The organism is Schaalia meyeri (genome assembly GCF_900105015.1).
In the GTDB taxonomy this organism is placed as follows: Bacteria; Actinomycetota; Actinomycetes; order Actinomycetales; family Actinomycetaceae; genus Pauljensenia; species Pauljensenia meyeri.
The window spans coordinates 388,163-407,660 of sequence record NZ_FNLK01000005.1 but is presented as its reverse complement, the minus strand read 5'-3'; the positions used below and the strand labels follow the sequence as shown (position 1 = coordinate 407,660).

Genomic DNA, 19,498 nt, shown 5'->3' with positions numbered 1-19,498 from the left:
GGGGACATTACTTTCACACGGTGTCGGTCACAGGGGACCGTTGTCGTGACGCTTCACGTGGGGCGCACGCTGGTCTTTGGAGGCCAGCAGGTGCAGGGAATCGATAATGGTCTGACGCGTGTCGGCCGGTCGGATAATGCCGTCGAGCTGACCCGAGGCCACGGACACCTCGGGATTGACCGTCTCCTCCTCGTAGCGAGCAACCAGAGCGGCCTTCGTCTCTTCAAAGCTCCCGTCCTCGCGGGCGGCCGCCAGTTCGCGGCGGTACATGATCGACGCCGCGCCCTCCGCGCCCATGACGGCGATCTGCGCGTCGGGCCACGCGAACGCCAGATCCGCGCCAATAGACTTTGACCCCATGACGATGTAGGCGCCGCCGTAGGCCTTCCGCAGGATCACCGTCACCATCGGAACGGTTGCATTCGCGTAGGCAACGATCACCTTTGCTCCGCGGCGAATGATGCCCGCCTGCTCCTGCTCGGTCCCCGGACGATACCCGGGAACGTCCACAAAAGTCACGATCGGCAGCCCGAAGGCGTCACAGAATCGCACGAAACGCGCCGTCTTTTCCGACGCATCCACATCAAGGGTGCCCGCGTCATTCATCGGCTGGTTGGCGACGATACCGACAGAGGCGCCGTCAACGCACGCGAAACCAATCGTCACATTGGGGGCAAACAGGTCCTGAATCTCGACGTATTCCCCGTGATCCACCAGCGCGCGCACCACGTCGCGCACGTCGTAGGGCTGTCGAGCCGACGTCGGCACCAGATCCGCAACCGCGCGGGCAGCCTCCTCGTCTTCGGGGTTGGGAAGGTACTCGTAACGCGGGGGAGCAACCTCGCACGACGACGGCAGGTAGTCCAGGAGTGAGCGCACGTAATCGATGGCTTCCTCTTCCGTGTCGGCCATGTGGTGGGCGACGCCGGATTGGAAGTTGTGGATCGTCGCGCCACCCAATTCATCGAGCGTCACCTTCTCGCCCGTCGTCGCCGCGACCACGTCGGGTCCGGTGACGAACATATGCGAGTTTTCGCGCGTCATCACAATGAAATCGGTCAGGGCCGGCTGGTAGACGGCGCCACCCGCACACGGACCCAGGATGATTGAAATCTGGGGAACCAAACCGGAGGCTTCGCACGTCTTCTTAAAGATCCGACCGTACTGGGCCAGGGCAACAACGCCCTCCTGGATACGCGCGCCGCCCGAATCCTGGATCCCGACAATCGGGATACGCATGCGAATACCCAGGTCGATCAGGTCGACGATTTTATCGCCCTCGACCTTGCCCAGGGTCCCACCCAGCACCGAGAAGTCCTGCGCGTACGCGGCGACCATTCGCCCCTGCACGCGCCCGTACCCGGCAGCCACCGCCGAGCCGACCCGCCCAGCGCGAACGGACCCGCCGATGAACTGACCGACCTCGTGCCACACTCCGTCATCGAAGAACAGGGCCAGGCGCTCGCGGGCGGTGAGCTTGTGTTTGGCGTGCTGGCGCTGTGCCGCCTTCTCTTCGGCGGCGCTTGCCAGCGCGTCTTGTGCTTGGATAAAGCCGTCGCGAGTGAGCGGGTTGGGCGTGCTCATTGTGCCTCCTCGTCGGTGATGTGGGCGATGCGGCTACCCGCGGTCACGGTATCGCCCGGGCTGACCGTCAGGGCGGTGACGGTGCCTGCTCGCGGCGCTAGTAGCGGCTTTTCCATCTTCATCGCTTCGAGGACGGCCACGAGTTGGCCCTCCTCGACTCGTTCGCCTTCTCCCACTGCCAGAGCGACGACGATGGCCTGCATGGGGGCGATAATGTCACCGGGGGCGCCCTGGTGCGGGCCCACGTGGGGCGCGGCCGCGGCGGCGCGCCTCGAGGAGGAACGCAGCGGCTGCGGCGGGCGGGGGGCGGGTGCGGTCGGCGCGTTGAACATGCCGGCGGGAAGGGTGAGGCTGACGCGCCGCCCGTCCAATTCGATGATGTAGGTCTGGCGGGGAAGGTCAGCCGTCGACGAGGCCTCGGCGGGGATCGCGAGGTCTGAGTAGTCGTGGCGGGTCATGAAGGATGTTTCGAACCAGCGCGTGGAGACGTTGAATCCGCCGACCCCGCAGAAGTCGGGGTCGTTGATGATGTCCTGATAGACGGGGACGGGTGTGGCCACGCCTTGGACGGAGAACTCGGCGAGCGCGCGGCGCGAACGGGCGAGAGCCTGCTCGCGGTCGGCGCCGGTGACGATGATCTTGGCGATCATAGAGTCGAATGCGGTCTGAACCGTGTCTCCCTGGTCGATACCGAGCTCGAGGCGGATTCCGGGACCGAGGGGCCAGTGGACCTCGTCGAGGCGTCCGGCGGTGGGGGTGAGGTCCTGGGAAGGGTCCTCCGAGGTGATGCGGAACTCGAAGGAGTGTCCGCGCGGTTCGGGAGGCGTGGTGAGGGCGAGTCCCTGGGCGATACGGATCTGCTCGCGAACCAGGTCGATGCCGGTGACCTCTTCGGAGACGGGGTGCTCAACCTGCAGGCGGGGGTTGACTTCGAGGAACCAGATGTTGCCGTCGGGTTCGAGCAGGAATTCAACGGTGCCGACGCCGATGTAGTTCACGTGCTCAAAGAGAGCGCGGGAGGAGGCGATGAGGGTCTCGTGTGCTCCGTCCGGCAGGAACGGCGCGGGGGCTTCTTCGACGAGCTTCTGGTTGCGGCGCTGGACCGAGCAGTCGCGGGTCGAGATGACGTGGAAATTACCGAGCGCGTCGCGCGCGCACTGGGTTTCGACGTGGCGGGCGACCTCCACGAAGCGCTCGACGAAGTGGGCGCCCAGATCGGCGCTGTCGGCGTGGCGGGTAAAAAAGAGGTCCAGGTCTGAGGCGCAGCGGATGACGCTGATGCCGCGTCCGCCGCCGCCGTCGGCCCGCTTGAGGACGACGGGGTATCCGGCGGTCGCGATGAAGTCTTCGACCTCGGCGCGCGAGGTGACGGGCTGGGAGACGCCGGGGACGGGGGAAACGCCGCAGGCCTCGGCAACTCGGCGTGCCTTTATCTTGTCTCCGAGGGCGTCAATGACGGCGGAGGAGGGGCCGAGCCACGCGATGCCGGCGTCCTCGACAGCGCGCGCGAAGCTGGAGTTTTCGGAGAGGAAACCGTATCCGGGGTGGATGGCGTCGGCACCGGTTTCGATTCCGATGGCCAGGATCTTTTCGCTGTCCAGATAGGTCGATGCCGCGTCGTCTCCGCCAAGTGCAAGCGCCTCGTCGGCTTCGCGCGTGTGGGGCGCGGCCATGTCCTGGTCGGCGTACACGGCGATGGTTGAGATGCCCATGTCCGTGGCGGTGCGGCACACGCGCAGGGCGATCTCGCCTCGGTTGGCGACGAGGATTCGGTTAATTGTTCGCACGCTTCTCCTTGGTGTTGTGAGCGGTTCTCACGGGGGTCGTGGTGGCCAGGACGTCGCCGGCGTGGATCTCGTGGGTACGTCCGTCGTCGCTGCGCAGCAGGAGGGCTCCGGTGGAGCTGAGAGAGAGCGCGGTTCCTTCGAGCGCGGGTGTCCCCGTCGGGTCGGTGGGTTCGGCCACGGCGATCCGGCCTCCGATGAACGCCTGGGCGGCCATGGCCTCGTCCATGAGGCCGCTCGCCGCGGCGCTTCCGTGGGCGACCAGGGAGCGGATGCGCGCCTTCAGGCCTACCAGGATGTCGGTGAGTAGGGTGTGGGTGACGCCGACGGGGTCCGTTCCGGCCAGGGCGTCGCCCTCCGCGAGGAGGGAAGTCGCCTGCGGGGTGGGCAGGTCGGTGTCGCTTTGCGCGATGTTGATGCCGTAGCCGAGTATCGCGGTGGTCGTGAAGGGGGACGAGGCCGGGCTGAGCTGGGCGAGGATTCCACAGATCTTGCGCCGTTTGTCCACGAGGACGTCGTTGGGCCACTTGAGGAAGACCTCGTGGTTGAGCGGGGCGAGACGCTTGCGCAGGGCGTCTCGCACGCTGAGCGCGCACGCGTGGACGAGCCAGCCGAGAGCTTCGGTGGGCAGGGATGCCGGTACGGACACGATGGTCGAGGCCAGGAGCGCTTGTCCGCGGGGAGCGGCCCAGGTGCGTCCGAGTCGGCCCCGTCCGGCGCTTTGGTGATCGGCGATGACCGTCGTCATGTGGGGTGTGGGGATCGCGGTATCGGCGAGGAGCGCGGTGGCCAGATCGAGGGTCGAGGGGGCACTCGGGACGCGGTACACGGGGGCCTGTGCCCCGTCGATGGCGATGCGCGTGGGCGCGTCCATGTCCGCTCCTTCCTCGTGCTTTTACTGTGTCGATGGCTGGGGTCACCCCCGGTACTTCAAAGTTTGTCCTAAAAAGCGAAGATGCGCACAGGTTTCTTAAAAGATTGCAATAGTTGTCGGCAAATCGCTACGCTTCCGTAACCAAGCGAGATGCCCGCAAGCGTGCGGAAGGCGCGAAATCCGCGAAATTTCGGCCTGAGATGAGGATCACCGGCGGTGTTAGCGCATTGGCCTGCCCGCAGCCCGGTGCGGGGTCGCTACGATGGGGGAGAACGCGCGCGAAGGCGCGCCCCGAACCACCCGAACGGAGTAACGTGGCGGAGTTTATTTATCAAATGATCAAGGCCCGCAAGGCCATCGGTGACAAGGTCATCCTCGATGATGTCACCATGAGCTTCTTTCCGGGCGCAAAGATCGGCATGGTTGGCCCCAACGGTGCCGGTAAGTCTTCGATCCTCAAGATCATGGCCGGACTCGACGAGCCCAGCAACGGCGAGGCGCGCCTGACGCCCGGCTACAGCGTCGGCATACTCATGCAGGAGCCGATCCTGGACGATGACAAAACCGTCATCGAGAACGTGCGTATGGGCGCCGCTGATATCTTCGGCAAGATTGCCCGTTTCAACGAGATTTCGGAAGAGATGGCGAATCCGGATGCTGATTTTGATGCGCTCATGGATGAGATGGGCAAGCTGCAGACCGAGATTGACGCCGCCAATGCGTGGGACATTGATTCCCAACTGGAGCAGGCGATGGACGCGCTGCGCTGCCCGCCTTCGGATCAGCCCGTCTCCGTTCTCTCGGGCGGCGAGCGTCGTCGCGTGGCGCTGTGCAAGCTGCTCATCGAGGCGCCTGACCTGCTGCTCCTGGACGAGCCGACCAACCATCTCGACGCGGAGAGCGTGCTGTGGCTCGAGAAACACCTGGCCTCCTACCCGGGTGCCGTCATCGCCGTCACCCACGACCGATACTTCCTGGACCACGTCGCCGGATGGATCGCCGAGGTCGACCGCGGCCACCTCTACCCCTACGAGGGTAACTACTCGACCTACCTGGAGACCAAGGAGAAGCGCCTTGAGGTTCAGGGGCAGAAGGACGCCAAGCTGGCCAAGCGTCTGAAGGAAGAACTCGAGTGGGTTCGCTCTAACGCCAAGGGGCGTCAGGCCAAATCCAAGGCGCGTCTGGCTCGCTACGAGGAGATGGCGGCCGAGGCGGAGCGCACGCGCAAGCTCGACTTTGAAGAGATTCAGATCCCACCGGGTCCGCGCCTGGGCAGTGTCGTCATCGAGGCGAAGGATCTGAGCAAGGGGTTCGGCGATCGTTCGCTGATCAACGGATTGTCCTTCTCCCTGCCACGCAACGGCATCGTGGGTGTCATCGGCCCCAACGGCGTCGGCAAGACGACGCTGTTCAAGACGATCGTCGGCATGGAGCCCCTGGACGGCGGTGAGCTCACCATCGGTGAGACCGTGAAGATTAGCTACGTCGACCAGAGTCGCGCGGGCATCGACCCGGACAAGACACTCTGGCAGGTCGTCTCCGACGGGCTCGACTTTATCCAGGTGGGCAACGTCGAGATGCCCTCGCGCGCCTACGTGTCCGCCTTCGGCTTTAAGGGGCCGGACCAGCAAAAGCCCGCAGGCGTCCTCTCCGGCGGTGAGCGTAACCGCCTGAACCTGGCGCTCACCCTGAAGCAGGGAGGCAACCTCCTCCTGTTGGACGAGCCGACGAATGACCTGGACGTCGAGACGCTGGGGTCGCTCGAGAACGCCCTGCTCGCGTTCCCGGGCTGCGCGGTGGTCGTCACTCACGACCGCTGGTTCCTGGATCGCGTCGCCACGCACATCCTCGCCTGGGAAGGCACGGAGGAAGAGCCCGATAACTGGTACTGGTTCGAAGGGAACTTCGAGGCGTACGAGAAGAATAAGGTGGCCCGCCTGGGCGAGGCGGCCGCGACTCCGCATCGCGTCACGCACAGGAAGCTGACGCGGGACTGACAGTTGGACGAGGGGGGAGAGCCCAGGCTCTCCCCCCTCGTCCAATTCCGACGGATGCCGGCGTAGGGGGACTGAGGGCGGGACGAAGGCGGTGGCGCGGATGAGTGCGAGGTTTGACAATGTGGCCAATAGGCTGGCCTGCCGGGTTGTGATCTGGCGTTGAGGTCCTGGTGCCCCACTTGACAGGAGTTTCACACGCGCCGAGACATACATTTGCCTTTTGCGTAGGTCACATCTACTATGTGACTCGTATCGCAAAGAACCAACGGTGCGAAAGGGGCTCCGATGGCGATCGAGCAAACGCTCATTGATGCGCTGGGTGGATATCTCAATATTGTTGAGGTTGAACCCTGCACGATGCGTATCCGTATCCAGGTGAAATCTCAGCGGGCGGTCGACGAGGCCGCGCTGCGCGTCGACGGTGTGCTGGCCGTCGTGCGCTCCGGCAACGTCGTACAGATCGTCTGCGGAGCGCCCTCGGACGACATAGCGGCGGCGATGATTGCCCGCCTCGATAGCGTGTCTCATGACACTCCCGAGGCGGTTCTGCCGCAGCGGGCGCACGCCTAGACTTAACAGTGTTCTCAGCCCACAACGTAGAAGGCTCTTCCGTGGATATCCATGCCCCCGCATCCGACAACATTGATCAACTGCGCCGTATCGCCGATGCAAACGGTGTCGCTACCGGTTTTTGGGACTGGTACGGGAACTGGGTGGGGGTTGGCGCCCCGACCCTGCTGAAGGTCCTCGGTGCGCTGGGGCTTCCCCTTGACGAGTCATCGACGGTGGGCGACGTCGAGCGGGCGATGCGCCTGACCGACGAACGGCAATGGCGTCGCACCCTGCCGCCGACGATCGTCGCGCGACAGGGGGGCGGATACTTGTTCCCCGTTCATGTTCCCGACGGCTCGTGGGTGAACGTCCAGTGGGTGCTCGAAGACGGGCGCAAGGGGAGCTGTGAGCAGATTGACCACTATGTCCCCCCCCGCATGATCGATGGCGAACTCGTGGGTCGCGCGACCTTCGACGTGCCTCACTGGCTGCCCCTCGGTTGGCATCGTCTCGTGGCTACCGTCGAGGGCGGACGTGTTGAGTCTGCCACGCTGGTCATCGTTCCGAACTCGCTGTCGCTGCCGATCCTGGAGTCTTCTCGCCGCGCGTGGGGGGTCAACGCCCAGCTGTATTCGACGCGTTCGGCGGGCTCGTGGGGGATCGGCGACGCCTCGGATCTGGCGGATCTGGCGGCCGTGTGCGCGGATAAGGGCGCGGACTTCCTCCTGGTTAATCCGGTGCACGCGTCTCAGCCGGTGTCGCCCCTCGAGAACTCGCCTTACCTGCCGGTGTCTCGCCGTTGGCTCAACCCGATCTACATCCGTCCCGAGGACATTGACGAGTACGCGGCCTTGCCGCAGGCCTCGCGCGACGCCATCGATCAACTGCGCGACGAGACCCGTCAATTCGACACCCGCGAGGACCTGGTCGATCGTGACTGCGCGTGGGAGGCAAAACGCAAGGCGCTGGAGGTCATCTTCTCCGCGCCCCGCCAATACCACCGGCAGTCGCAGTTCGAGCATTTCATTGAGCGCGGAGGATCCGAACTGTCCAACTACGCGCTGTGGTGCGCTCTTGTGGAGCGCGAGGGAACCATCGAGCTTCCCGACGACCTCGCGCGTTCGTCCGCCCCGCGCGTCGAGCTGGAGCGCCTCGAGCTGGCGGATCGCGTCGATTTCTATCAGTGGTGCCAGTGGATCGCAGCCGAACAGCTGGAGCACGCCCAGCAGGTGGCGCGCGAGGTCGGCATGGAGATCGGCATCATGGCGGACCTGGCCGTGGGCGTCCACGGCCGTGGCTCAGAAAAGTGGAGCCGACCCGAGCTCTTTGCTTCCGGTATGAGCGTGGGCGCCCCGCCGGACGTCTACTCCCAGCAGGGACAGAACTGGTCGCAGCCGCCGTGGTCCCCGCGCAGTCTCGCCGAGTCGGGGTACCTGCCCCTGCGCGATATGGTGCGGGCCGCCCTGGCTAACGCGGGTGCGATACGCATCGACCACATCCTGGGCATGTTCCGCCTGTGGTGGATTCCGGATGGGTGCAGTGCGACCGAGGGCACCTATGTGTACTACGATCACGAGGCCATGATGGGCGTGATCCTGCTGGAGGCACAGCGCGCCGGCGCGGTCGTCATCGGTGAGGATCTGGGCGTGGTCGAGCCGTGGGTGCGTGACTATCTGCGCGAGCGCGGGGTACTGGGCACCTCGGTCGTCTGGTTCGAAAAGGACGGCGGGGGATGGCCTCTGCGTCCCGAACACTACCGCGACCGCGCGCTCGCTGCGGTCAACATTCATGATCTACCGCCGACCCTCGGGTACATCCGCGGTATTCAGACGACGCTGCGCGCGGAGCTGGGCCTGCTCACCGACGATATCGAGACCGTCCGGGCAAAGGATCGACTCGAACGCGAACAGGTCGCGGCGCGACTGCACGAGTACGGCTGCATCGACGGTGCCGAGCCCAGTGAGCGTGAAATCGTCGAGGGCCTGTACCACTACGTCGCGAAGGCCCCGTCGAAGCTGGTCGTCGCCTCCCTCGTGGACGCCGTGGGGGACGTGCGTCCTCAAAACATGCCGGGCACGGGGGCCGAGCTGTACCCGAACTGGTGCGTGCCGCTGTGCGATTCGGACGGGGAGGAAGTCTTTGTCGAGGACCTGCCCGCCAACGAGCGGCTCTCCTCGCTGTTTGCGCTGCTGAGCGGGGCGGTGCGATAGCCGCTCGGGGCCACGCGCTGCGAGACTACAGCTGCTCGGCCGCGGTCACCGCGTACAGCGGCGCGAGCGCCGCGCACGCGCTTTCCCGAGCGTCCGGGGAGGGTACGACGGGTGCGTCCGGCGGGTTGACGACGATGACCGGCACGCAGGTGGGCAGCCGCGCGGCTCGGGAGGGCGCGAGATCCCAGTGGATCAGCGGATCCCCGGCGGTGACGACGTCGCCTTCGTCAACCAGCGCGGCGAAGCCCTTGCCCCGTAGGCTGACGGTGTCGATCCCGAGGTGAACGAGAATCGAGAAGCCACCGGTGGACGTCACGATGACCGCGTGCGGCTTCAGTTTGGTGACCACCCCGTTGACGGGGGAGCGGGCGGTCACGCACTGAGCATCGGATCGCGGCTCAAGGGCGATGCCGTGTCCGACGACGCCGCTGGCAAAAACGGGGTCGGGCACGTGTGCCAGGGGCAGGATGCTCGCGGCGAAGGGCGCGCGGACGACCAGAGTCACCGGCTCGCTTTCATCTGTGCGACAAGGTCCTCGGAGTCGGGTCCCATGACGACCTGGACGGCATCTCCTACGATGACGACGTCAAAGGCTCCCGCAGCACGCAGCTTCGCCTCGTCGATGAGGTCCGTGTTCGCGCAGTCGAGGCGGATACGCGTGATGCAGGCTTCGAGATTAGAGATGTTGTCCCACCCGCCCAGGGCATCGATGATGGTCGTTGCGGTGCTCATGGCGTCCTCCTTGGCTCATTTCACCGAAATCGTTGCGGTTTTCCTCACACTCATGGTATCGCGGAGCGACCATCGTCGGTGCGATTGCACGGCTGGTACGCGTCACATTGTGAGACGCCCGGGGCGGCGCTGCCCCCTCGGATGCGAGTCGCCGGCGTGAAAGCCATGGCGATACCCGCTGTGATGGCCGTCCCCGTGAAGACATACATGGCGGCCTCGACGCCCACCCACGTGGCGACGACGCCGGAGACGAATGACCCCAGCGGCATGACACCCCAGACGGCGAACCGGAATATCGCGTTCATCCGCCCGAGCATCTGCGGCGGGCAAATCTCTTGGCGCAGGCTCATCTGCGTGACGTTGTAGACGGTGAGGAAATAGGAGGAGATGACGCCCGCGCCGGCGATCACCCACGAGGCGACGTCGGGAACGTGGACGGAAGCAGGTTGGGCCATCAGGGAGGCGACACCGACGATGTTGGTGATGACAATGCAACGACCGATACCCAGGCGGGAAATCCACGCGGGGCGCGACAGCGCTCCCAGAATCCCGCCGACCGCTCCGGCACTCAGGAGCAGGCCCAGCTGCGTGGCGCTCATCCCCAGGGTTCGGAGCACGAGGATGGGCAACAGGGCCCGCACGCCCGCGCCAGCGAAGGCGGCGCAGGCGATACATGAAAAAAGAGGCAACAGCAGGGGCTGTCCTCGCACGAAGTTCAGCCCCTCGCGGATCTGGGCGAGAAGCGAGGAGTCGGAACGCTCGGGCCCCCGCTCCGGTGTCCGAATACGCCAGATCGCCCACGTGGAGAACGCGTAGGTTGACGCGGTGATCAGGTACGCCAGGGGAGGGGCGATGGCACCCAGGAGCCAGCCGCCCACGCCCGGTCCCCCCGCACGGCCCACCTGATACGAGGCTTCGAGCCGGCCGTTCGCGGCCCCGATGTAGCGCCGCGAGGCGATCGCGGGCACGTAGGACTGGTAGGCGACATCGAAGAAGACCGTCGACAGCCCCAAGAGCGCAGCGACGATCATCAGGTGAGTAAGAGTCAGCGAGAACCACGCGTAGGCCGCCGGTATCGACACGAGCGCCCCGATGCGCGCGAGGTTCGCGGCGATCATGACGCGGCGCTTCCGCCATCCGTCCACCCACGCCCCCGCCGGAAGCCCGACGAGCAAAAAGGCCAGGGTCTGCAGCCCCAAGAGTGCGCCGATCTGCGATTCGCTCGCATCCAGCACCGTGATGGCTATCGCCGAGGTGGCGAGCGTGCCGACCTGAAAGCCGACCTGCGCGGCGGTCTGTCCGGCCCACAGGTGCATAAACGCTGAGTTGCGCGTCAGCGGGTGACGCAACCACCGACGAACCGAAGCGCTCACTCCCGATCGCCGAGGCCTCGGCCCCCGTCCCAACCAGAGCCGACCAGTCCGGCGGCGGATAGCGCCCAGGAAAGCCCGTCCGACCCGACCGGCGGGGCGACGATGTCGGCGACCTCGACCAACGCCTGACACCCGCTGCCGATGCTGATGCCGATAGCGGCGGCCGCGACGGCCTCGACGTCGTTATTTGAATCCCCGATCGCGACGCTCCTCGACAGGGGGATTCCCACGTGCTCGCACACCGCGCGGATTCCCACGGCCTTCGACAGGTGCGTGGGGAGAACCTCGAAGGGGATGTACCCGCCCGCGCCAACCGACCCGACGATCGCGCGGTACCCCTCCGGCAGCGCCTCCTGCACGCCCTTCAGCGACGCGCGTGCGGGGGGAACGTAGGCGGTCACCTTCGTAAAGGAACCGGTTTCGATATCCACGATAAACGGCGTGACCGACTGGGCGTACTCCGCCCAGTCGTCGGGTTCCACGCCGGCTCCCGGCACGAAGAACTCCAGGTATCCGTCGCACGGTCCCATCTGATCGGGACCCTGCCACACGTACGCGGCATCCAGAGAGTCCCACAGCTGCGTCAGCGCTTCGATGTCGCGGCGGGGCATGCGCTGATCCAGCAGCACCTGTTCGCCGACGGCCGCGTAGCCTCCCGCGCCGCCCACCAGCCCTTCGAAGCCCAGCTCCCAAAAGCGCGGGTACACCTCCGGCACCGACCGACCGGTGCAGGCAAACAGTCGATGTCCGCGCTCGCGCACCTCGCGCAGCGCCCCCGCAGCCGAATCGGGAACACGCTGGCGGGAATCGCACACGGTCCCGTCAATGTCGACAAACACGGCGTGGGGCCAGGCGGCCCCGCTCTCACCGCACGAATAACCCGTTGTCTGGCTCATGCCAGCATCTTATCCCAGCCGATGCGTGGCCCAGGCGCGAATGGGGGTGCGTAACCGACGAATTACGCGTCCTCGCGAAAACGCTCCCACGCCCCGGTAAATGGAGGCGGCTGCCTCGCGCATCTCCTGGCACAGGAGCATTTCTCGGCCCTCTCTCCGTGGATCTTCTCCCCGTTCTCTCCGTGAGTGAAAAGCGGGAGCCCGGGGGAGACGCGCGGGTAAGCGACGCGCAGTAGACTACGGGGAGGCTATCGATAGGAGATCTCATGAGCGCGCCACTGCTGACCGTGATCGTGCCCGCATACAACTCCGAGGACTACCTCGATCGGGCGCTGACCACGCTCGTCGGATACGGTGACGAACTCGAGGCGATCATTGTCAACGATGGTTCGACGGACCGCACGGCTCAGATCGCCGACGACTGGGCCACCCGATACGACTCCGTTACCGTCATCCACCAGGAGAACAAAGGACACGGCGGCGCGGTCAACGCGGGTCTGGCGGCCGCCACGGGCACGCATGTGCGCGTCGTAGACTCCGATGACTGGCTGGACCGGCGCGCCGCCAACGCCGTCTTGGACGTGCTGCGCGAGGAACGCGAGGCCGGGCGTGACCTGGACCTGCTCGTCACCAACTACGTTTACGAAAAGCAGGGCAAGGCCCATAAGGTCGCCATCCGCTACCGCACCGTCCTGCCGCGCGGGCGTACCTTCGGGTGGGAGGAGCTCGGGCGCTGTCGCTACGACCAGTACCTCATGATGCACGCGCTGACCATGCGCACCGAGGTCGTGCGACGCTCGGGCCTAGTGATGCCCGAGCACACCTTCTACGTCGACTACCTGTACTCGTTCGTGCCCCTGCCATGCGTGCGCACGATCCGATACCTGGACGTTAACCTGTATCGCTACTTCATCGGGCGCGACGACCAATCCGTCAACGAGAAGGTCATGATCACTCGCCTGGATCAGCTGGCCAGGGTGAACCGCGCGATGACGGAGGCCCTGCCGGTGCGCGCCGAGGTGGAGGACAAGCTGTGGCGATACATGGTGCACTACCTACGCATCAATGCGGTCGTGTGCTCCGTCATGGCTCAGCTCTCGGGCACCCCCGAACACCTGGCGCTGAAGGAGGAGATCTGGGAGACGATGGACCAGATCAGCCCGGAGGCCACGCAGCGCCTGCGCAAAGATCTTCTGGCGGGCCTGGTGCGTCACGCCTCCCCCGCGGTCGTGCGCGCGGGCTATAAGGTCGCGGGAGCGGTTGTCGGATTCAACTGAGCGCGGCTACCGCTGGTCGGGCCGCAGCGCCATGCGATGGACGGAGGCGCCGGCCGCTGAGGGGCTGCTCTGCGTCTTGCTCGCGCTCCTCCTCGTGAATCCCGGTTTGTTCGCTGCCGCGCGACGGGTCGCTCCCCACGAGCTGACCCCCGCCCCCCGGGGGCGCCTCGTCCTCAACGATCCCGATCCGGGCTATCACAAGCCCCTCCCGCGCGCCGTCCCACGCCCTCGCAAGCATTCGCGTTGTTGGGCGACCGGATGCGCCGCCCGGCCTGGAAGGTAGCGGCAGCGCGTGAGCGTGCGGGGCCGGTAGGATGGGGGAAGGCAAACGGAAAGGGGAGCGGCGTGGATCTGCTCGTTGTTGGTTCGGGTTTCTTCGGCCTGACATTTGCCCGCGAGGCGGCGGAGCGTTTTGGCATGAATGTCACCGTCATCGAGCGCCGTGACCACATCGGAGGGAACGCGTACTCCTCGATCGATACGGCCACGGGGGTGGAGGTGCACCGCTATGGCACTCACCTCTTTCACACGTCGAACGAACGCGTGTGGAAGTACGTGAACCGCTTCACGGCGTTCAATGACTATCGTCATCGCGTCTACGCCAACTATCGGGGCGTCGTCTATCCGCTGCCAATCAACCTGGGCACCATCAATCAGTTCTTCGGTGCCGCCTACTCCCCGAGCGAGGCGCGCGCGTTGATCGCCGAGCAGGCCGCCGAGATCACGGGCGAACCGTCCAACCTCGAAGACAAAGGGGTCAGCCTCATCGGGCGTCCCCTCTACGACGCGTTCATCGCGGGATACACGGCGAAGCAGTGGCAGACCGATCCGTGCGACCTGGATGCCTCCATTATCACGCGACTGCCCGTGCGCTTCACCTACGAGAATCGCTACTTTCAGGACCGCTACGAGGGGCTGCCGCTTCGCGGCTACGGCGCGTGGATTGCAAACATGGTGGACCACCCGCGCATCACCGTACATACGGGCGTGGATTTCTTCGACGCCGCCTCGCCCTTCTCCAAGGCCGCGACCGTGGGCCAGGTGCCGGTCGTCTACACGGGCCCTATCGACCGCTACTTTGACTACGAGGCCGGGCAGTTGGGCTGGCGCACCCTCGATTTCGACACGGAGGTCGTGGACGTTCCCGACTACCAGGGGTGCTCGGTCATGAACTACTCCGATCGGGACGTTCCATTTACGCGCATCCACGAGTTTGCACACCTCCATCCTGAGCGGGATCGGCGCGGCGCGACCAACACGATCATTTCGCGCGAATACTCGCGATTCGCCCGCCCCGGCGACGAGCCGTACTATCCGATCTCCTCACCATCTGACCGCTCGACGCTGGCGGCCTACCGCGAGATGGCCGCCGGCGAGGACCGTGTTCTCTTCGGCGGAAGGCTCGGGTCATACCGGTACCTCGACATGCACATGGCGATCGCATCCGCACTGACGAAGGCGGACGAGGCCTGCGCGACCTGGCGCTGACGGGCCTCCTGCCGGGCGCGGCGACCCCTTGCACCGCGCAGGGGCGCTCCTCGTCGCAATCGACGCGCCGCTGCCCATCGTCTGAGGCGCCGCGCTCTTTCTCACCCCGGCCCGATGCCCCAGCCCTTCGGTGACGGCACCGCCGGGCCTCACGCGCGCTCCCCGTCCGTACCCGCCCGGATCCGGTCAAATAGAGGGCAAAAGCACGTTCTATATCGTGGACTTATGCTGACACCTGGGTGCGCGAGCCCTAGTCTGACTGGGAATTATCCCGAATAAAACGAATGCAAGGAACGTAGCCCATGTCATCCTCAGCGCCCCGGGCGCGCGACTCGTGGAGCGGCCAGACCGGCTTCCTGCTGGCGGCCATCGGCTCCGCGATCGGCCTGGGAAACATCTGGCGTTTCCCCGGCGTCGCATACTCCAACGGCGGTGGCGCCTTCCTGGTGCCCTACTTGGTTGCCCTGGTCTTCGTGGGCATCCCCATGCTCTGGCTCGACTACGCGGTCGGCCACAAGTTCCGCGGTTCACCGCCGTGGGCCCTGCGCAAGGTGATCGGAGGCGGCGAGTTCGTCGGGTGGTTCCAGACATTCGTGTGCTTCGTCATCATGGTCTACTACGGCGCGGTGCTCGCGTGGAGCGTGGAGTACACGATCTACTCCGTGAACACCGCTTGGGGTGAGGAGCCGACGTCCTTCTTTACCGATAGCTTCCTGCAGGTCGTGGACGGCACCACCTTCTCGTGGGCTCCCGCGTGGCCCGTCATGATTCCCCTGGCGCTGGTGTGGATCCTGGTGCTCCTGGTCATCGGCCGCGGCCTGTCCAAGGGGGTCGAGGCGGCCAACAAAATCTTCCTGCCGCTGCTGGTGGTGCTCTTCTTAGCCCTCGTCGTTCGTGCCCTCTTCCTGCCCGGCGCGACCGAGGGACTCAACGCGTTCTTCACCCCCAACTGGTCCTCTCTGGCCAACCCGCAGGTGTGGCTGGCCGCATTCGCCCAGATCTTCTACTCCCTGTCCGTGGGCTTCGGCATCATGCTGACCTACGCCTCCTACCTGAAGCCCAAGTCGAACCTGACGGGCACCGCGCTGGTCGCGGGATTCGCGAACTCCTCCTTCGAGATCCTCGCGGGCATCGGCGTGTTCAGCGCCGTCGGGTTCATGGCCCATCAGCGGGGCGTGGCCATGTCCGGGGTGGAGGGGCTGTCCGGCCCCATCTTGTCCTTCGTGACCTTCCCGAAGATCATCTCGATGATGCCGGGCGGCCCCATCTTCGGCGTTCTCTTCTTTTCGTCCCTGGTGCTGGCCGGCGTCACGTCGCTGCTGTCCCTGCTGCAGGTCGTGTCCGGAGGCCTCCAGGACAAGTTCGGCTGGTCGCCCCCACGGTCGGCGCTGGTCCTGGGCATTCCCGCCACGGTTATCTCGCTGGCGCTCTTTGGAACGCGCTCCGGGCTGAACAACCTGGATATCGTCGACAACTTCATCAACTCGATCGGCGTCGTTTCCTCCGCGATTCTTTTCGCCCTCTTGTGCGCGCTCGCAGGACCTGGGTTGAGCGGTCTGCGCGCCCACCTGAATTCGGTGTCCAGCGTGAAGGTTCCCAAGCTGTGGGAGCACCTCGTCGGCATCGTCATTCCCGTGGTTCTCTTCGTCATGATGACGATGTCCCTCGTCGCGCTGATCGCCGACGGTTACGGCTCGTACAGGCAGTCATTCGTGATGATTTTCGGCTGGGGTTCCGTGCTCGTCGCCATCCTCGCGGCTCTCGTCCTGACGTTCGTCCCGTGGAAGCACCGCCGGGTGAATCCGCATGCGACGGTCGCCCGGATCCTCGCGGATGAAGGCGCAGAATCCGCTCTTGGTGAAGGAGAGAACGAGTGAGTGCCCCCGCTATCGCCCTGATGGTCCTGACGATTCTGCTCGTGTGGGGCGGCCTGGTAGCATCCGTCGTGATGCTGCAGGTTCTGCCCGTCCCAACGGAAGAGGAAAATAAGGCCGCGCGCAGCACTGTCGATGACGGGCAGGCGGCGAGCCGGTAGGGTGTCATCCGTGAAGCTCGTTGCCTTTGATCTTGACGACACGCTGGCTCCATCGAAGTCGCCGTTGCCCGCCCCCATGGACGTCGCGCTGCGCTCGCTGCTGGATCACGTGGATGTGTGCATTATTTCCGGCGGACAGATGGGGCAGTTCCAAGCCCAGGTGCTGGACAACCTTCACGCCTCTCACCAGCAACTTTCGCGCCTTCACCTGATGCCGACGTGCGGTACGCGCTACTACCGTTTCGAGGGCGGCACCTGGGTGCAGCGCTACGCTTATGACCTGGAGCCCGAGGTTGCGGCACGCGCGGTCGCCTCGCTCGAACGCCACGCCCGCGAGCTCGGCCTGTGGGAGGAACGCCCGTGGGGACATATCATCGAGGACCGCGGTTCGCAGATCACGTTCTCGGCGCTGGGCCAGGAGGCCCCGCTCGACGCCAAGAGGGCGTGGGATCCGGATGGGTCGAAGAAGGCGGCGCTTCGCGATGCCGTGGCCCCCGACGTGCCCGAGCTTGACGTGCGCGGCGGCGGATCGACCTCGGTCGACATCACGACGCGCGGCATCGACAAGGCCTTTGGAATGGGGAAGCTGGTCGAGGAAACGGGCATTGGCGCCTCCCAGATGCTGTTCATCGGGGACCGCCTGGATCCGGCGGGAAACGATTATCCCGTCAAGGCCGCCGGCTACGCGACGCGCGCCGTGTCAGGCTGGCAAGAGTGCGTTGAGGTGATCGATCAGATCGTAGATTCGATGAGCTGAGGAGCTACGAAGAAGGAACGAGGCCGGGGCAAGGATGCCAGCTCCGGCACGCGCCCCGTGCGGGGAACGTGCCACTTCAGGCGCCGATGCCTCGCGTCGCCCAGAAGACGACCGCGGAGGCAGCGGCGACGTTCAGGGAGTCGACCCCGTGATCCATGGGGATCGTGACGGTGTAGTCGGAGGCCGCGATCGTGCGTTCGCCCAGCCCATCTCCTTCGGTACCCATGATCATCGCCAGGCGAGTGTCGGGGCCCCGCAGAACGGGAAGCGACACGAATTCGTCAAGGGACACGCAATCCGCGCTGAGTGCGAGTGAGGCGAGGGTGAAGCCAGCGTCGCGAAGGGTATCCATGTCGCCCGGCCATGACGTCAGCCGTGTCCACGGCACCTGGAACACGGTCCCCATCGACACTCTGACGGAACGACGGTACAGGGGATCCGCGCACGAAGGAGTCACCAGGACCGCGTCGACTCCGAGCGCCGCGGCGCTGCGGAAAGCGGCGCCCACGTTCGTGTGGTCGACCAGGTTCTCTAAGACGACGACGCGGCGTGCGGGGGCGCCCGCGCGGGCGGTCGCGAGCAGGCTAGACACGCTCGGCAGCTCGGGGCGTTGCATGGCGGCCAGGGCTCCCCGATGCAGGTGGAAGCCCGTCATCTGCTCCAGGAGGTCCTGTGGGGCGACGAAGATGGGAACGGTACCCCCGTCACTGCTCCCCGTCACGGCACCGATAAGGGGCTGCAACGAAGGCAACCAGCGGGCGGATACCAGGAAGGAACGGGGGGTGTGGCCCGCGCGAAGCGCGCGCTCAATTACGTTCGTCGACTCGGCCATGTACAGGCCACGTTCCGGCTCGATTACGGAGCGCAGCTTGACGTCTTTGAGGCGCGTGTAGTCGTCCAGGCGCGAATCCGCGCGAAGGTCCGAACTCGTCAGCTCGATGATCATGTCAACCTCAGAGGTGCTGCAGGGCGCGCGATGCCTCGCCCGGAAAGAAGATGACTGCTAAGAATGTTTCACTCCGGTCCGCTCCGGCACCGATCGTGAGCGGAACCTCGGCGCCGTCAACGGAGCGGGTGGGGTGACGGAACGCATCGAGGCGGCCGAGCGTGGGCCGCGTGAGTCCTCGTGTGGGGGCACAGCGTCCGGCCAGGGAGATGAGGCCCAGGCGGTGTGCTTTCTGAGGGGCGGATCGCGATAGGAGATGTGTGAAGGCCCAGTCATGCGCGCGTCGGATCATAGTTTCCAGGGTAGAGGATCAGTCCCACCATGCCCACAACCATCGCGCGGATGATGCGTCCCGCACCAGGAAGCGCATGTCGTCTGGAGGCGTTGCGTCTTGGTCCAGGCCGAGCACGTCGACGAGCCCGAGCCAGTGCTGGTAGCTCGGGCATGCTTCGTCGTCCAGCTGTTGACCCGTGCGGGTAAGGATTTGTGTCTCGGGCACGCACACCGTGTCGACGCTTATGCGCTCGTCCCATCGGGGAGCTCGAATCATGTAGCCTTCGAGCGTGAGCCCATCCGTTCTGGCGGCCGCACGCAGCAGATCGCAGATGCTCGGGGCGTTGTTCTGGCGGTCGCCTCGCGCGGGCGGAGGCAGCAGGCGGAGCAGGCGACGGGCGTCGCTGCCTCCAAGGTCGGCGAAGCGGGCGTAGTCGCCCAGATCCCACCCGCCACAGACGTAGGGGGCGAGGAGTGCTGTCACGTGGCGGTCGTCCAGCCAGTGCATGGGTCCGTACATCCCCTCTCGAATCGGCTCATCGGCGGCGAACGCGGTCGATGCCCCCGGGGAATCCGCGATCGCTTCCGATTCGCTTGTGCTGCCGGGCGTGTTCGCGGCCAAAGCCGTGTCGCCTCCGCCTTCGTACTCGGGGTCGTCCTCAACGTGGACGTCCGGTGTGGCGGTGAGCGTGACTGATACGTGCATGGTGTGTCCTTCCG

18 protein-coding genes are annotated in these 19,498 nt (G+C 65.6%); 8 read left to right on the top strand and 10 right to left on the bottom strand.

Features of this window, described 5'->3' with window-relative positions:
* Positions 1 to 27 precede the first annotated feature (27 nt).
* The 3 genes from BLT68_RS02640 to BLT68_RS02630 are packed head-to-tail and all read right to left on the bottom strand — an operon-like array spanning position 28 to position 4,242.
* Complete coding sequence (locus BLT68_RS02640; protein ID WP_074632659.1) at positions 28 to 1,584, bottom strand: acyl-CoA carboxylase subunit beta; 1,557 nt, start codon at positions 1,582 to 1,584, stop codon at positions 28 to 30.
* On the bottom strand, positions 1,581 to 3,371 hold the full coding sequence (locus tag BLT68_RS02635) for an ATP-binding protein (protein WP_074632657.1): 1,791 nt from the start codon (positions 3,369 to 3,371) through the stop codon (positions 1,581 to 1,583). The genes BLT68_RS02640 and BLT68_RS02635 overlap by 4 nt, the downstream gene beginning before the upstream one ends.
* Entirely contained in the window at positions 3,358 to 4,242 is an 885-nt protein-coding gene (locus tag BLT68_RS02630) for a biotin--[acetyl-CoA-carboxylase] ligase (RefSeq protein WP_070778209.1), read from the bottom strand. Before BLT68_RS02630 ends, BLT68_RS02635 begins: the two co-directional genes overlap by 14 nt.
* Before the next feature lie 314 nt (positions 4,243 to 4,556).
* On the opposite strand from BLT68_RS02630, the gene ettA reads away from it, so the two are divergent.
* The 3 genes from ettA (at position 4,557) to malQ (ending at position 9,001) form a co-directional block, all read left to right on the top strand.
* Positions 4,557 to 6,239 carry an energy-dependent translational throttle protein EttA gene (gene ettA, locus BLT68_RS02625; protein ID WP_074632656.1) on the top strand — a complete coding sequence of 561 codons (1,683 nt, stop codon included), beginning with the start codon at positions 4,557 to 4,559 and terminating at the stop codon, positions 6,237 to 6,239.
* Positions 6,240 to 6,524: 285 nt separating this feature from the next.
* Positions 6,525 to 6,809 (top strand): PTS sugar transporter subunit IIB, encoded by a 285-nt coding sequence (locus BLT68_RS02620; protein ID WP_050694884.1) that lies wholly within the window; start codon positions 6,525 to 6,527, stop codon positions 6,807 to 6,809.
* Between the two features lie 41 nt (positions 6,810 to 6,850).
* Positions 6,851 to 9,001 (top strand): 4-alpha-glucanotransferase, encoded by a 2,151-nt coding sequence (malQ, locus tag BLT68_RS02615; RefSeq protein ID WP_074632651.1) that lies wholly within the window; start codon positions 6,851 to 6,853, stop codon positions 8,999 to 9,001.
* Positions 9,002 to 9,026: 25 nt separating this feature from the next.
* Here malQ and BLT68_RS02610 read toward each other — a convergent pair whose 3' ends face one another.
* From BLT68_RS02610 to BLT68_RS02595, 4 genes are read right to left on the bottom strand one after another with little or no spacing between them, the layout of a single operon-like run.
* Positions 9,027 to 9,506, bottom strand: coding sequence for a PTS sugar transporter subunit IIA (locus BLT68_RS02610; RefSeq protein ID WP_050694882.1), 480 nt, complete (start codon positions 9,504 to 9,506; stop codon positions 9,027 to 9,029).
* Positions 9,503 to 9,733, bottom strand: a complete 231-nt coding sequence (locus tag BLT68_RS02605; protein WP_050694881.1) for a PTS sugar transporter subunit IIB — start codon at positions 9,731 to 9,733, stop codon at positions 9,503 to 9,505. Before BLT68_RS02605 ends, BLT68_RS02610 begins: the two co-directional genes overlap by 4 nt.
* A gap of 50 nt (positions 9,734 to 9,783) precedes the next feature.
* Positions 9,784 to 11,106 (bottom strand): MFS transporter, encoded by a 1,323-nt coding sequence (locus BLT68_RS02600; RefSeq protein ID WP_278246119.1) that lies wholly within the window; start codon positions 11,104 to 11,106, stop codon positions 9,784 to 9,786.
* Complete coding sequence (locus tag BLT68_RS02595; RefSeq protein WP_070778210.1) at positions 11,103 to 12,002, bottom strand: HAD hydrolase family protein; 900 nt, start codon at positions 12,000 to 12,002, stop codon at positions 11,103 to 11,105. Before BLT68_RS02595 ends, BLT68_RS02600 begins: the two co-directional genes overlap by 4 nt.
* A gap of 266 nt (positions 12,003 to 12,268) precedes the next feature.
* On the opposite strand from BLT68_RS02595, the gene BLT68_RS02590 reads away from it, so the two are divergent.
* The 5 genes from BLT68_RS02590 (at position 12,269) to BLT68_RS02565 (ending at position 17,559) form a co-directional block, all read left to right on the top strand.
* Positions 12,269 to 13,279 (top strand): glycosyltransferase, encoded by a 1,011-nt coding sequence (locus BLT68_RS02590; RefSeq protein WP_050694879.1) that lies wholly within the window; start codon positions 12,269 to 12,271, stop codon positions 13,277 to 13,279.
* A 345-nt stretch (positions 13,280 to 13,624) separates the two neighbouring features.
* A complete protein-coding gene (glf, locus tag BLT68_RS02580; RefSeq protein ID WP_070778212.1) occupies positions 13,625 to 14,767 on the top strand; it encodes a UDP-galactopyranose mutase in 1,143 nt (380 codons plus the stop codon).
* 302 nt (positions 14,768 to 15,069) lie between these two features.
* Positions 15,070 to 16,644, top strand: coding sequence for a sodium-dependent transporter (locus BLT68_RS02575; protein WP_074632648.1), 1,575 nt, complete (start codon positions 15,070 to 15,072; stop codon positions 16,642 to 16,644).
* Positions 16,641 to 16,802 (top strand): methionine/alanine import family NSS transporter small subunit, encoded by a 162-nt coding sequence (locus tag BLT68_RS09070; RefSeq protein ID WP_074632647.1) that lies wholly within the window; start codon positions 16,641 to 16,643, stop codon positions 16,800 to 16,802. The genes BLT68_RS02575 and BLT68_RS09070 overlap by 4 nt, the downstream gene beginning before the upstream one ends.
* A gap of 10 nt (positions 16,803 to 16,812) precedes the next feature.
* Entirely contained in the window at positions 16,813 to 17,559 is a 747-nt protein-coding gene (locus BLT68_RS02565) for an HAD-IIB family hydrolase (RefSeq protein ID WP_050695779.1), read from the top strand.
* 76 nt (positions 17,560 to 17,635) lie between these two features.
* On the opposite strand, the gene BLT68_RS02560 is transcribed toward BLT68_RS02565, so the two are convergent.
* From BLT68_RS02560 to BLT68_RS02550, 3 genes are read right to left on the bottom strand one after another with little or no spacing between them, the layout of a single operon-like run.
* Positions 17,636 to 18,505 (bottom strand): TrmH family RNA methyltransferase, encoded by an 870-nt coding sequence (locus BLT68_RS02560; protein WP_074632645.1) that lies wholly within the window; start codon positions 18,503 to 18,505, stop codon positions 17,636 to 17,638.
* A 7-nt stretch (positions 18,506 to 18,512) separates the two neighbouring features.
* Positions 18,513 to 18,797, bottom strand: a complete 285-nt coding sequence (locus BLT68_RS02555) for a hypothetical protein (RefSeq protein WP_050694875.1) — start codon at positions 18,795 to 18,797, stop codon at positions 18,513 to 18,515.
* Between the two features lie 18 nt (positions 18,798 to 18,815).
* On the bottom strand, positions 18,816 to 19,484 hold the full coding sequence (locus BLT68_RS02550) for a hypothetical protein (protein WP_232618776.1): 669 nt from the start codon (positions 19,482 to 19,484) through the stop codon (positions 18,816 to 18,818).
* Between the last annotated feature and the right edge of the window lie 14 nt (positions 19,485 to 19,498).